The organism is Pacificibacter marinus (assembly GCF_018860505.1).
Lineage (GTDB): Bacteria > Pseudomonadota > Alphaproteobacteria > Rhodobacterales > Rhodobacteraceae > Celeribacter > Celeribacter marinus_B.
On record NZ_JAHKPU010000049.1, the window covers coordinates 105,469 to 119,596 of the forward strand.

General features: G+C 53.7%; 11 protein-coding genes. 5 read left to right on the forward strand and 6 right to left on the reverse strand.

Annotated elements, in window-relative coordinates:
* Positions 1 to 230 precede the first annotated feature (230 nt).
* The 3 genes from KO503_RS17375 to puuE are packed head-to-tail and all read right to left on the reverse strand — an operon-like array spanning position 231 to position 2,973.
* Complete coding sequence (locus KO503_RS17375; RefSeq protein ID WP_215992812.1) at positions 231 to 716, reverse strand: ureidoglycolate lyase; 486 nt, start codon at positions 714 to 716, stop codon at positions 231 to 233.
* The gene (locus KO503_RS17380; RefSeq protein WP_215992813.1) at positions 713 to 1,543 is read right to left on the reverse strand and encodes a bifunctional allantoicase/(S)-ureidoglycine aminohydrolase; all 831 of its coding nucleotides are present in this window, start codon (positions 1,541 to 1,543) and stop codon (positions 713 to 715) included. Before KO503_RS17380 ends, KO503_RS17375 begins: the two co-directional genes overlap by 4 nt.
* Complete coding sequence (gene puuE, locus KO503_RS17385; RefSeq protein WP_215992836.1) at positions 1,540 to 2,973, reverse strand: allantoinase PuuE; 1,434 nt, start codon at positions 2,971 to 2,973, stop codon at positions 1,540 to 1,542. Before puuE ends, KO503_RS17380 begins: the two co-directional genes overlap by 4 nt.
* A 164-nt stretch (positions 2,974 to 3,137) precedes the next feature.
* Between puuE and uraH the strand changes: the two genes are divergently transcribed.
* From uraH to KO503_RS17400, 3 genes are all read left to right on the forward strand, one after another.
* The gene (uraH, locus tag KO503_RS17390) at positions 3,138 to 3,497 is read left to right on the forward strand and encodes a hydroxyisourate hydrolase (RefSeq protein ID WP_215992814.1); all 360 of its coding nucleotides are present in this window, start codon (positions 3,138 to 3,140) and stop codon (positions 3,495 to 3,497) included.
* Positions 3,498 to 3,500: 3 nt separating this feature from the next.
* A complete protein-coding gene (locus KO503_RS17395; RefSeq protein WP_215992815.1) occupies positions 3,501 to 4,733 on the forward strand; it encodes a urate hydroxylase PuuD in 1,233 nt (410 codons plus the stop codon).
* A 106-nt stretch (positions 4,734 to 4,839) separates the two neighbouring features.
* Positions 4,840 to 5,154, forward strand: coding sequence for a hypothetical protein (locus KO503_RS17400; protein WP_215992816.1), 315 nt, complete (start codon positions 4,840 to 4,842; stop codon positions 5,152 to 5,154).
* 52 nt (positions 5,155 to 5,206) lie between these two features.
* Here the strand turns inward: KO503_RS17400 and KO503_RS17405 are convergent, their stop codons facing one another.
* The 3 genes from KO503_RS17405 to KO503_RS17415 are packed head-to-tail and all read right to left on the reverse strand — an operon-like array spanning position 5,207 to position 7,965.
* On the reverse strand, positions 5,207 to 6,211 hold the full coding sequence (locus KO503_RS17405) for an aldose epimerase family protein (RefSeq protein ID WP_215992817.1): 1,005 nt from the start codon (positions 6,209 to 6,211) through the stop codon (positions 5,207 to 5,209).
* Positions 6,211 to 7,062: an SMP-30/gluconolactonase/LRE family protein gene (locus KO503_RS17410; protein WP_215992818.1), complete on the reverse strand. Its 852-nt coding sequence runs from the start codon at positions 7,060 to 7,062 to the stop codon at positions 6,211 to 6,213. The genes KO503_RS17405 and KO503_RS17410 overlap by 1 nt, the downstream gene beginning before the upstream one ends.
* A 3-nt stretch (positions 7,063 to 7,065) precedes the next feature.
* Positions 7,066 to 7,965: a 2-dehydro-3-deoxygalactonokinase gene (locus KO503_RS17415; RefSeq protein ID WP_215992819.1), complete on the reverse strand. Its 900-nt coding sequence runs from the start codon at positions 7,963 to 7,965 to the stop codon at positions 7,066 to 7,068.
* A gap of 257 nt (positions 7,966 to 8,222) precedes the next feature.
* Between KO503_RS17415 and KO503_RS17420 the strand changes: the two genes are divergently transcribed.
* Both KO503_RS17420 and KO503_RS17425 read left to right on the forward strand, forming a co-directional pair.
* A complete protein-coding gene (locus KO503_RS17420) occupies positions 8,223 to 10,670 on the forward strand; it encodes a heavy metal translocating P-type ATPase (RefSeq protein ID WP_215992820.1) in 2,448 nt (815 codons plus the stop codon).
* Between the two features lie 333 nt (positions 10,671 to 11,003).
* Positions 11,004 to 14,072 carry an Ig-like domain-containing protein gene (locus KO503_RS17425; RefSeq protein ID WP_215992821.1) on the forward strand — a complete coding sequence of 1,023 codons (3,069 nt, stop codon included), beginning with the start codon at positions 11,004 to 11,006 and terminating at the stop codon, positions 14,070 to 14,072.
* The last annotated feature ends 56 nt before the right edge of the window (positions 14,073 to 14,128 follow it).

A 14,128-nucleotide genomic window follows, 5' to 3' on the forward strand; every position in this document is an offset into this window, starting at 1 on the left:
ATCAAAGGGTTAATTTCTGATGGCTTGAGTGACCTGTTGGCTTATCTTTTCTGAAGAATTCGTAGGGTCAATCTCGCTGCGCTCTGCGCTGAGCCGGTAGGTGTCATGGGGAGAAATCACGATCTTGAAAATTACAGCCTCAAAAACCATTAAAACATGTAAAGTGGCACTGCCCCAAAGGTTTAAACAATTTAAAATCCGCGCCACAAAGTCATTAAACATTTTAAAAACTAGGCTTCGTCCGCCACCACCGTCCAAGGCGCATCAAACGTGAATTCTTCCAAATTTGGTGTCTCACCGATGCGGTCGATCACGGTGAACATGCCGTTTCCAGCCAAAGGCGTCAGCACCCCGTGCCATGTGCCACGATGGAAATTGATTGCCTGCGCGCCGTCGGTGATAAACGCCTTTGGTGTTGCATCAGGGCCGTCTGAGACAATCACCAAAAACGGCTCATTCGACATCGATACAAAGGCTTGTGATCCCTCGGGGTGACGCTCGATCAGATCAAGCTGATAGGGCAGGGATCGCAGCTCGGCTTTAAAGATAGAAATGCCCACGCGGGCTTGCATCACATCGATCTTTGCGCGGTCATGAAACCGCTCGCATTTGCCCGCGTTGATGATCTTATCTGGCGCGCCACTTGCATCCAAAATATCGCCGTAGGGGGCAAAGGCTTCAGCTGTCAAAGGAGTGATAACAACAGTGTTTTTCATCGCCCATGTCCTGCCAAATCAAGCGATACATGCCGGTTCACATCTTTGTACAAAAGATAGCGAAAAGGTTTATCGCCTGTGGCAATACAGGCCTGCGGACAAAAGGCGCGCAACCACATAAAGTCGCCGGGGCCGACCTCGACCCAATCTTTATTTAACAGATACTTAGCTGTGCCAGACAGCACATAAAGCCCGTGTTCCATAACATGGGTTTCGGCAAAAGGAATGCGTCCACCAGGCAGAATGTTGACAATGTTGGCGTGAAAATCATAGCGCAAATCAAAGGGATCAAAGAAGCGTTGCGTGGCCCAAACGCCATCGCAATCGGGCATCTCGCTTTTGGGGACATCCGTTTCATGCACGGTGAAGGCCTCTAACGGGTTGAGGCTTTGCATATGGTTGTAGCGCTTGCGGATCCAGTGAAAGCCGCAAGGGGCATCGGACGTGTTCCAAATTTCCCAAACAGCGCCAGCAGGAATATAGGCCAAATGTCCCGCTTTAAGGACCGAGCGCGCACCGCCAATAGACAGGCGCACTTCGCCAAAGGCCACGAATAAAACCGCTTGGGCTTCGCGATCTGGTTCGGGATAAGACGTGCCACCGCCAGGGGCCAATTCGACCGCATATTGCGCAAAGGTTTCCGCAAAACCCGTCATAGGGCGCGCCAAAATCCACATCCGCATGCCGTTCCAGCCGGGAAGGAAGCTGGTGACGATATCACGTTGTACACTTGCGGGAATGACGGCGTAAGCCTCTGTAAAGACTGCGGTACTTTCAGGGTTCTCACTTTGTGAGGGCAAGCCGCCGGGCGGGAAGGCGTAGGTCATTTTTGGCTTTCAGTTGTGTCAAATAGGTCGTGCAGGCGGTGCCATGCAATGCGCTCCACTTGGGTGCAGGCGGCTGTAAATTCGGTATCGCGTGAGTGGTTCAATCGGGTGTGAAAGGCCGATAAAATCGTATCCTTGGTATTGTCTTTGACCGCGATGATAAAGGGGAAGCCGAACTTTTCGACATATTGCGCGTTTAAATCTTGAAATGTCGCACGTTCCGTATCGGTCAAGGCATCCAATCCAGCAGAGGCTTGCTCGGCAGTGCTTTCTGCGGTCAGGCGTTTGGCGGCGGCAAGTTTACCTGCAAGGTCTGGATGGGCTGTTAAAACGCCAAGTTTTTCATCCTCAGAGGCTGAGCGGAACATACGGAACAGCGCGGAATGGATGCCAATAACACTGTCATGGGCAGGGCCAAGTTCAAGATCAAAAGCCCGTTCTGCAATCCATGGGGAATGTTCGTAAATGCTGCCAAACCTGTTTACAAAACCTGTGCGATCCATTTGGCTGGGACGGGTTTTGCGGACATGAGGATGGGTTTGCGCCCAATGTTCGGCGATCTCGACGCGCTTGGGAGTCCAAACGTTTTCAAAGGTTTGGATGTAGTCGATGAATTTTTTTAGGCCCGCCAATTTGCCGGGGCGTCCGATCAAGCGACAATGCAGACCGATGGACATCATTTTCGGCGTGTGATCTGCACCTTCTGCATAAAGCACATCAAAAGCGTCTTTGAGATAGGTGAAAAATTGCTCGCCAGTGATGTACCCCGGAGCTGTGGCAAAGCGCATATCGTTGGCCTCAAGCGTGTAGGGGATGATCAATTGGTCGCGTTCGCCCGCCTCGATCCAATAGGGCAGATCGTCGTCATAGGTGTCTGAGATATAGTCAAAACCGCCTTCCTCAGCCACAAGGCGCACTGTGTTTTCCGAACAACGTCCTGTGTACCAGCCACGCGGACGGGCGCCTGTGACCTCGGTGTGCAGGCGCACGGCCTCTGTGATGGCGGCGCGCTCGTCAGCCTCAGGCATGTCTTTGTGTTCGACCCATTTTAAACCGTGGCTGGCGATTTCCCAATCGGCCTCTTGCATCGCGGCAACCTGTTCGGGGGACCGTGCGAGCGCCGTTGCAACGCCGTAAATGGTCACCGGAATATCCGCGCCCGTGAACAGACGGTGCAAGCGCCAAAAGCCCGCGCGTGCGCCATAATCATAGATGCTTTCCATGTTCCAATGCCGTTGCCCTTGCCATGGGGTCGCGCCCGCAATGTCGGACAAAAACGCTTCTGATGCCGCATCGCCGTGCAGCACGGAATTTTCGCTGCCTTCCTCGTAATTCAGCACAAATTGCACCGCGACGCGTGCGTCGTTCGGCCATTTGGGGTCAGGGGCGTTGGGGCCATAACCTGTCATGTTGCGTGGGTAACGAGACAATTCATGTTGCATTTTGAGGGGCTTTCAAAATTTTTGACTAATTGATAGGCTTTTCGCCTCTTTTACTACCGTTTCTTCCCTAAGGTCTGCAAAAGATTGATTGCGCAAGAGCCGTCTTTCCGACAGCTTAAATTTAAATAGCGAATAAATTGAGCATATAACCTATGACTTCTGGATATTTGACGACACATGTTCTCGACACTGCGCTTGGTTTGCCTGCGGGGGGCCTTAGGGTCGAACTGTTTGCCTTGGACAGGGACAAGCGGGTCAAGCTGGTTGAGATGATCACCAACGAGGATGGACGCACCGACAGTCCAATTTTACCCAAAGGTGATTTTCAATGTGGCGCGTATGAGTTGGTGTTTCATGCTGGCGATTATCTGCGCGCCCATGGCTCCACACAGCCTGAGCCATTTTTCTTAGACATCATTCCCATCCGCTTTGGCATAAACGATATGGCGTCACACTATCATGTCCCGCTTTTGCTGTCGCCGTTTGGATTTTCAACTTACCGCGGGAGCTAACAAATGATTTATCCGATTTTGATGGAATGGTTGGAATTCGCGGTGCGTTGGCTGCATGTCGTCACGGCGATCGCATGGATCGGATCATCGTTTTACTTTATCGCTTTGGACTTGGGTCTGCGCCCCTCAATAGACCGTGGCAAAGGCGTTCATGGTGAGGAATGGCAAGTTCACGGTGGCGGGTTTTACTTTATTCAAAAGTACTTGGTTGCCCCTGAACGGATGCCCGAGGATCTGATTTGGTTCAAATGGGAAAGCTATGCCACATGGCTGTCGGGCGCTGCTTTGATGGTCCTTGTTTATTACCTTGGGGCCGAATTGTATTTGGTTGACCCCAATGTGTTAGAGATGCCGATTTGGGCTGGTATCGCGATTTCCATCGGGTCTTTGCTGTTCGGTTGGATCGCTTACGATCTTATCTGTAAAAGTAAATTTGGCGACGATAACACACGGTTGATGATCTTATTGTATGTGATCCTTGTGGTCATGGCATGGGGCTATACGCAGGTGTTCTCAGGGCGTGCCGCGCTTTTGCATTTGGGCGCATTTACCGCGACGATCATGACTGCGAACGTATTTATGATCATCATGCCAAACCAGCGTATCGTGGTGAAGGACCTGAAAGAAGGTCGCACGCCGGATGCGAAATATGGAAAAATTGCCAAGCAACGCTCAACGCATAACAACTATCTGACCTTGCCTGTGCTTTTCATGATGTTGTCCAATCACTACCCCTTGGCCTTTGCGTCCCAGTACAATTGGCTGATCGCGGCACTGGTGTTTTTGATGGGCGTGACCATTCGGCACTTTTTCAACACCATGCACAAACGCGAAGGCATGTTGTGGTGGACTTGGGGTTTAACGGCGGCGCTGTTTGCGGCGGTGATTTGGCTGTCAACAATTGGGATTTATAGCCAAGACAGCGGCGATGATGATCTGTCTCAACTAGGCCCCGTGGCGCAGCGCTTTGCCAGCGCAGACGGGTTTGAGGATGTGCATGAACTGGTGCTGGGCAACTGCTCCATGTGCCATGCGGTTGAACCTGCATGGGATGGCATGGCGTCGCCCCCGAAAGGTGTCGTGTTGGAAACGGCGCAGCAAGTGGCCACCCATGCACGCGAGATCTGGCTTCAGGCTGGGGCAACTCACGCGATGCCCCCTGCGAACCTCACCTATATGGAAGACGAGAGCCGCGCGATGATCCGCAAATGGTATGAGGCGGGTTTGAAGGGGTGACACGCTTTGTGGGGCGGCGCTTGCCTGCACTAAGGTGGCGCTTTGAGAAACTTGCTCGACGTGCGGTTGACGTATAAGCTCGTAGCCTTTTGAAGGAGGAAAAATAATGATCGAATTTGACGAAAGTATCGTGACAAGCGAATTCACCCCGCTGAGTGAAAGCGAAGTAGAAAATTTGAGGACTGAGCTAGAGTTTGCCAAGCAAGGTCTCTTCTCTATGGGGGAGAGGATGTCTGAATTGAAGAACCTCGGCTATAGAATAGCGTTTAACAGTAACTTCCCTCAGTATTTGAGAGCTGCGCCTGTACGTAGTGGCGGTGGAGCAATCATAGCAGCAGGTATGGACCACTTTATTTTTCAACTGCCAGGTCAACCTAGAATGGCGGTGCCATATGGGATAATCTTGCTGCAGCTACCTTAATCGAGGGGCTAATAAATTACTTTATTTATGGTAAATGAACCATTGAACCAGCCTAAGATTGACATAGGTTTAGGCGCGTAAACGTCCAGCTTGTCACCTGCTGATAGGTCTCACCTGCACGCAGCACACAAGACGAGAACCCGTCTTGATTGGGCGCGTCTGGCCAGCGTTGGGCCTCTAACGCGACGCCGCAATGTGGCACATAGGGTGTACCGTTATGGCCTTTAAAATCACCAGATGAAATGGGCCATGCGTCAAAGACTTGCAGGCCGACCTCTGTGGTCTGCATCGCCATGGTTACGCCGTTTTGGCCGGTCAATGTGCAGGCGGGTTTGAGAACGCCTTCATCGCCATTTAGACAGAAATTATGATCAAGTCGTTGTCTGTTTTTCGGGTCCATCACGGTGGCTGTGCGCAGGTCAAATCCTGTACCGTCAACGTTTGCAATACCCGTGGGAATGCAGGCGGCATCAACGGGCACATAGCTGTCGGCGGGCACGGTCAGTATATGGCCGTCAATGGTCGTGGATCCATCCAAATTCCAATAAGAATGATTGGCGATATTGATCAGCGTGTCGGCATCTGTGATGGCCGAAATCTCAAGCGTCAGCTGGGCGGCCTCGGAAATTGTAAAGCGGGCGGTTATCACCCTATGGCCCGGGTAACCGTCTTTGCCGTCCGCTAAAGCAAGCTTAAGCGTCACGCTGTCGGCGGTTTGTGCCAAGACTGCCCAAACCTCTTGATGGATACCATGGGGGCCACCGTGCAAAGATGTCGTGCCTTCATTGGCCACCAGTTGCAGCATTTGTCCGTTGAGCGGGGCACAGGCATTACTGATACGGTTGGCAAGTGGGCCAACCAATGCGCCAAAGTATGACAGATCAGTCTCGTAAGCTTGCAAGCTGTCGCTGCCCAAGGTGAGGCTATGCGGCACACCTTGCAGGTGGAGGCTGTGAAGCGTAGCGCCGAATGTCAAAATGGTTGCTGTCAGCTCGCCTTTGGCAATCGTGATGGCTTCAACCGCTTGGCCGTTTCGCGTGATGCCAAAGGCGGTCATTACAAGATCACCTGATGTTCGGTTTGGCCTTTGGCAACATTTTCAACGCAGAACACATGCCCGTGCAGATCGCTTTTCTCAAGATCCGCGTCAGAGAGATCTTGCTGCGCCGAAGTGACGAATAGGGTGGTGCCATCAGCGCCGCCAAAGGCAGGGCAAGAGCTTTGCGCACCGCCCACCTCGACATAACGTTGAAGTGTGCCATCAGGGGCGTAACAGGCAACGCGGTAGTTTCCCCATTGCGCGTTCCACAGGTTGCCATCCACATCAACCACAGACCCGTCTGGGTGGTTGGCGTCTTTGACAAATAGGTCCGCTTTGCCTACTGGCCAGCCGTCATCATCCAAGTTGAGGCGCATGATTTTATCGGTTGCTGTGTCGGCGTAATAGGCGTGCTGCCCATCAGGGGAAAAGCAAATGGAATTGGGGATGGTAAGATTGCTGACAACCTTGCGCAAAGCGCCGTCAAAATACCGATAAATCGCGCCAGCTTTGGCTTCGGCATTTTTGCCTATGGTGCCAATCCAGAACCCGCCAAAGGGGTCTGCGCGCCCATCGTTTGAACGGGTGGCGGGATTGTCTGCTTCCAAAGCGCAAATGAACTCGGTGTCGCCAGTTTCAATGTCAAAGGCCTGCAAGCACGTCTCGGACGCCATAAGCAACGTGTTGTGATCGACCCAACCTGCGGCGGAAACATGTTCGTCGAACTGCCATGTGACCTGTGCGCCTTCCGATATCGTGTGCAAGCACATGTCGATGATGTCGAACCAGAACAATTGGTTGCGGGCTGGGTGCCAAATCGGTCCTTCGCCAAGCGCCGATTTCGTGTCGCTGTAAACGGTATAGCTCATAGATTACTCCAAAATGCTGGCGCGGGCGGACTTGAGCCCTGCGAGTGTCATGTCCGTTGAATCGGTGCGCTGGGCGATGATACCTTGGGATTTCAGCGCGGTCGCGTAAAGATCAGTCAGACCATCAGCGCCAATCAAGGCCACCATTTGCCCCAGCCAATAGGGTTTGGCCGCGGCAAGTTCTGCGCCAATCAATAGGCCAGACAGTCGTGCTTTGCCTGCGCCGCCCTTCAGCCCATGTAACAGGTCTTCGGCGCGTAGGGAAAACAGTTTGGCGCAAATGCGTTCAGGTCGGGAAAGACTGTCTGATAACGCGTCATCAAAAGCTGCGTCATCCCAAATGCCGTCGCGCAGGCTGTGTTTCAACACGCTGTGTTGAGATAAAAACGCAAAGAGTTCGCCGGTCATAAAGCTTTGGAAGGACACCACTTCACCCGCGCTGACATGCGCCCATTTTGTGTGGGTGCCAGGCAGGCAGATGATGCCATCAAATTTCGGAAATTCGGCTTGAAAGCCTGCGATCTGGGTTTCCTCGCCACGCATCACATCCGCAGGGGTGTTTTGCGACAGACCAGAGACAATATGCACGTTAATCCGTGGATCTGCCGTTGGGGCCTTGGTCAGGCTCGCGCTGATCGGCAAGCACGGAACGCTGGCGTAAGGGGCTTCAACCCAACCTTGGCGCGCGCCAACCATGCCGCAGGCGATGATTTGAACAGGCAAGCGCACGTTTTCCAGCCATGGCGTGATGAGCTCAAGCAGCGTGCTTTCAAACGCAGCAGGTGTCACTGTTCCCATGCCTTTGGCGCTCTGTGCTTTGGCCAAGACTGTATCATCCGCCCCCATTGCCCAAGCGCGCAAAGATGAGGTTCCCCAGTCAACGGCAATCCAGTCGGTGTTCACCTGTACATCTCCCTTGGTAATCAAAAGTCTTACTTTTTGGACGTTAGCGTTATCGCCAACAGTCTGTCGGTATGCAATGGCAAGTTTAAAGGAGGGCGGCTCACTTGCAGTCTATCATCTCCCAAAGGTTGCTGTTGGCAACATAAGCTTGGCCGCCTTTGTCGCATTGTATGGTCATCAAGCAAATTTCATATAGAGATACATATAGATATAACTGTGAGGCCTGCGCAGGTTTCCGATCAGACGAGGAGATATACATGCAAAATGTGCGTTTGTCTGTCGAGGGCATGAGTTGTGCGTCCTGTGTTGGGCGGGTCGAGCGCGCATTGTTGGCGCATGAAGGTGTTCAGGCGGCGCAGGTCAATCTGGCGACGCAAGCTGCCGAAATTCAATTTGAGGCCCCTGCGACCATCTTGGACCTGTCTGATGTGTTGACGCGCACGGGGTATCCTGCGCGGATCGAGACGCTTGTTTTTAATGTCAGTGACATGAGCTGCGCGTCCTGCGTCGGACGTGTCGAGCGGGCGCTTATGGCCTTGCCGGGTGTCATTCGCGCTTCAGTGAATTTGGCGTCCGAGACGGTTCAGGTTGTTGTCATCGCAGGTTTGTATGGGATGCAAGAGTTGACCGATGCCATCAAAACATCTGGATACACTGCCGTCGTAGCAAAAGGTGATGCCCGGGAGGCCCGCAAGGCCGATGAAGCGCGGCACTTGAAATTACAACTGATTTTGGCGCTGGCCTTGACCGTGCCCGTGTTTTTGATCGAGATGGGCGGGCATTTGATCCCCGCATTTCACCATTGGTTTGCCATGCTTGTGCCTGTGCAAATCTGGCGGTTTGTTCAGTTTGCATTGACCTTGGCTGTGTTGATCGGCCCTGCGCGGGTGTTCTTTGTCAAAGGTATTCCAGCACTGTTGCGCGGTGGGCCTGAGATGAACACCCTTGTGGCAATGGGGGCTGGCGCGGCTTTTGTGTATTCAAGTGTCGTAACCTTTGCGCCTGCTTTGCTGCCAGCTTCGGCGCGATTTGTCTATTTCGAAGCGGCCTGTGTGATCGCAACGCTCATTCTATTGGGGCGATATTTTGAAGCGCGCGCCAAAGGGCGCACAGGCGAGGCCATCCGGCATTTGGTAGGTTTGGGCGCAAAATCTGCACGGGTCGAACAGGGCGGGCATCTGGTTGAGCTGCCCGTTGAGGCTTTAAGTCTTGATGACATTATTCATGCACGCCCCGGTGAAAAAATTGCTGTTGATGGCATTGTCGTGAGCGGCGAAAGCTATGTGGATGAAAGCATGATGACGGGCGAACCTGTGCCTGTGGTTAAATCGAGCGGTGCGGTGGTGCGTGCGGGCACGGTGAACGGCGCAGGCGCATTGGTTTACCGTGCCACGGGCGTCGGGGTCAATACGCAATTGGCGCAGATCATTCGCATGGTTGAGGCTGCACAGGGCGCAAAGTTGCCGATTCAGTCGCTCGTGGATAAAATCACGCGGGTCTTTGCGCCTGTCGTTATGGCGTTGGCCTTTGTGACTGTATGTGCCTGGCTCATTTGGGGGCCTGAACCGGTGCTGCAATATGCGTTGGTGGCGGGCGTTTGCGTTTTAATTATCGCCTGTCCTTGCGCTATGGGGTTGGCGACCCCGACGTCCATTATGGTGGGCACGGGGCGCGCGGCAGAACTTGGCGTGCTGTTTCGCAAAGGTGATGCGTTGCAGGCCTTGGGGGATGCCGCAGTCGTAGCCTTTGATAAAACGGGTACGCTGACGGTGGGACGCCCTGAGGTCAGCGATGTTGTGATGCTCGGTAAGGGGGGCTCCAACGGGGATGAGGTTGCTCTTTTGTCTTTGGTCGCTGCCATCGAGGCACAGTCCGAACACCCGCTTGCACGCGCGATTGAGCGGGCTGCTGATGCGCGTGGTGGTTTGCGTCCAGAGGTAAAAGAGGTGACGTCTTTGACGGGATTAGGTTTGAAGGCAACCTCAGGTGGTCGTTCCGTTCTAATCGGCAATATCGCCTTGATGGAGAAAAACAGTGTTGAGACGTCAGCGTTTCAAGAGGCGCTAGAGGCGCTGGGCGCGCGCGGTGTGACGCCGGTTTTGGTGGCTATCGGCGGCGTGCCTGCGATGGTCTTGGGGATTTCAGATCAACTGCGCCCCGCGTCGAAGTCAACGGTGCAGGCTTTGCAGCGTCGCGGCATTAAAGTGGCGATGATTTCCGGCGATACGCAGGCTGCTGCGGAGGCTGTTGGGCAAATCTTAGGTGTTGATACTGTACTGGCGGGGGTTTTGCCTGCGGGCAAAGCTGAGGCGCTTGTGACCTTACGTGGCACTTATGGTCCAGTGGCTTTTGTCGGGGACGGGATCAATGATGCGCCCGCACTGGCTGAGGCCGATGTGGGGCTTGCCGTTGGAACAGGCACCGATGTGGCGATTGAAAGCGCCGATGTGGTTTTGGTCGCTGGCGATCCGCAAGCTGTATTGACGGCGCTTAAGTTGAGCGACGCTGTGATGCGCAACATCAAGCAAAACCTCTTTTGGGCTTTTTCCTACAACGTCATTCTTATTCCTGTGGCTGCTGGAGTGCTTTATCCTGGTTTTGGTCTATTATTGTCGCCGATGCTTGGCGCAGGGGCTATGGCGCTGAGTTCAATTTTTGTGCTTGCCAATGCCTTGCGGCTGCGGCGCGTGAGTGGCGTGGTTTGAGCATGCCTGAGAGAATTTCTCGGTTGCATCCAACGACCAATATCTCGCAGTGATAACCATATGTACCCATTTTCCCTGACATAAAGGGGGTATTTGGTAGTGAAATACGGCATTTTTGTGTTCAAGACTCATTTTGACTCTAGTCAGTGATTCGCCTTTCGTGTAGATTCACGGTGAGCAATTAACGAAAAAGATACGACGCAAAACAGTCGTGAGTTCCTTGGGGTAAAGTAAAGTAGTATTATGTTGGGCATTCAATTTTTTCTCCGCGATTCAGCGGGCAATATCGAACAAGGCACTTTGTCCCTTTCTGGGGAGTCCGAGACCCTCTCTATGAGTGGTGTTCAGGACGTGTCTTTGAATACATCTTCTGCGATGATTGCGAGCTATTCGCGCAGCGGTGGTGATTTGGTCTTGACGCTTGTTGGCGGCAAGACGGTTGTGCTTGATGGGTATTTCGAGGGCGGCGATAAGGATCTACTGCTTTCTGAACGCGGTATGATGACACATGTCGAGTTGGACCAAATGGGTCAAGGCGAGTTGATCGCGACGTATAGCGATGTCGACTTGACTGGCAAATGGAGCGAGTACGACCAACTGGCCTTTTTGGATCTGGACCGCGTTGAGCCTGTTGTGGCTCCGTTGGCGCCAGCGCTCTTGGGGCTTGGCGGCGCAGGTGCTGCGGCTGCAGCGGCAGGCGTTGTCGGCCTTGGCCTTTTGGCAGGCGATGGCGACGGCGATGGTGATGACGGCGAAGAGCCAGACACAACGCCACCTGTTGTGTCGATTACGGATGGCGTCGAAAGCACAGACGATATCGTCAATGGCGATGAATATGGTTCAGGCACTGTGACCATCGTGGGTACGGGCGAGCCTGGCAATACAATCGAAGTGACCATCGGCGACACGACTGTTGAGACAACCGTAGATGATGATGGCAATTGGACTGGCGACTTCGATAGCGCGGATCTGGACGAAGGCGAATACACCACAGATGTGACTGTTGTTGCGACGGACGATGCGGGCAACAGCACGACTGTGACTGACGTTCTTGTTGTCGACACTGAAGCCGAAGATCTTACATTTGATACCGTTGAGGGGGATGATGTCGTCAACATCGAAGAGGCCAGCGATGGCTTGACGATCTCTGGCACATCCGAGGCTGGCGCTACAGTGAGCGTCGATCTGGAAGGCCAAGTCGTTGAGACCACAGTGAACGCAGACGGCACTTGGAGCGTGGAGTTCGATGCGGATGCTTTGCCAGATGGCACTTACGACACAATCGTTCGGGCGACGGTCACAGACGCGGCGGGCAATGCGGCGACCTATATGCATGACGTGCATGTCGACCTTGAAGGCTCTCTGACCATCAGCACTGGCACGGTTGGCGGTGACGGCACAGTGAACGGTGTTGAAATTGCATCAGACGTATCGATCACGGGCACGGGCGAAGCGGGGTCCACGGTTGTCGTAACGGTCGAGGGAGTATCGCGCACTGTGACTGTCGACGACAACGGCTCTTGGTCTGCGACATATGAGGCAGGCACGTTGCCTAGCGGCACATACGATGCGGCCGTGACGGCTGTGGCAACAGATGCCGCTGGAAACGTGGTGTCCTCTTCTGGCACATTCCACATCGATACCGAAGCTGGCGTTGCAATCGATGCAGGTCACTCTGGCGGTGACGAGGTCATCAATTTGAGTGAAAGTGGCGCACCGATGACCTTTACAGGTACGGCAGATGCTGGCTCGACCGTTGTTGTGACACTTGGTACATCGTCTTTGACAACTGTTGCGGGCGATGACGGCACTTGGTCGGTTACTTATCCTGCGGGTACATTGGCCGCTGGCGAATACGACACAACTTTGACAGCTGTCGCAACTGACGAATACGGTAACACGGCGACCTCAGTGACGTCTGTAGGGGTCGATACGGTTGCGGGGACTGTTGCTTTGTCGACCAACCCAATCGAGGGCGATAATGTCATCAACGCTGTTGAAGCGTCTGATGGTGTTTGGGTGACAGGCACAGCCACACCTTACCACGAAGTCGAAGTGACTCTGGGGGGCGCAACGCAGACTGTGACATCGACATCTGCGGGAACCTTCTCTGTTTTGTTCGCGGCATCAGAAGTGGTCCCCGGCGAATATGACACAACAGCGACAGCGACGATTTCTGACGCGGCTGGCAACACGATGAGCGTCACAACAGGTGTTCAGGTTGATACCTTTGTTGATGGTTTCGCGGTCACATCGACCACGGGCGGCAGCGATATGGTTATGAACTCAGCCGAGACAGCGCAAGGTCTGACATTGTCAGGCACAGTCGAGCCGAATTCGACTGTCAGCGTGACCATTGGCGGTGCGAACTATTCAGTGGCCACGACTGCGGATGGGTCTTGGACGCTGGATGTCCCATCGGGCGCGCTTCCACGGGGTGAAGGGTCAACTGACGTCGAAGTCGTTGCGGTAGATCCGGCAGGCAATCGCGCCACGTTGAGCGAAACTGTGACCTACGACACTTTGGTCAACGAGCTATCTATGGACAGCGACGTTGGTGGCGATGGCATCTTTAACGGTACTGAAATGAGCACCTCTGGCGTGACGCTGACGGGGGCTGTTGAAGCCGGTTCCACAGTGTTCGTGACGGTTGAGGGTGTGTCTCAACAAGCTTCTGTTGACGAGCAGGGCAATTGGTCCGTGACCTACGCGCCGGGCACTTTGGCGACTGGCGATTACACAGCCTCTGTGACCATCGATGCGACAGATGCAGCAGGCAATACGGCCACTGAAACCACCAGCTTTGAAATCGACACCGTTGGCGATGCGCCGATGATCGAAGGGTTCTCTCGCTCTGTGAATGGCGTTGACTCTGTGCGCGTGCAAGAAAGTGACGACAGTGTTTCGGTTTTTTCTATCAGCGAAACAGGGCAAACTGCGCAGGTTTCTGTTGATGCAGAATATGACCTCGGTTCGACCACTATGTTGGACTTTACAGGTGAAGTTCCCAATGGGTCGCAGATCGTTGTGTCCTCTTTGGATGACGCAGGGAATAGTTCTGACACGCTCTTCGTGCTCGACACTGGATCTTCACGTCCTGAGGGCGTCTATTTTAGCGTTGATACCGATAATTCTGGATTGGGTGACTTTGATCTGGGCGCGATTGATTTGCAATTCGTCAATGGCGGCGAACTGACATTGTCTGCGGCTGATCTGGATCGTTTAACTGGCGTTGACGGCACGCTGACCGTGCATGGCGGTGGCGATGATCGGGTTGTGTTGACAGATGACGCAACTGCAGGTGGCTCTACAGACATTGATGGTCAATCCTACGACATCTACACACTCGGCGACGATAGCGTCTTGTTCGTGGATTCAGATATCGACGTTGTACTTCCTTAAACCTACTCACTGCGAGGGCGGCGTTCTGCCCTCGCATAACGAGAAAAAAAGGGTGA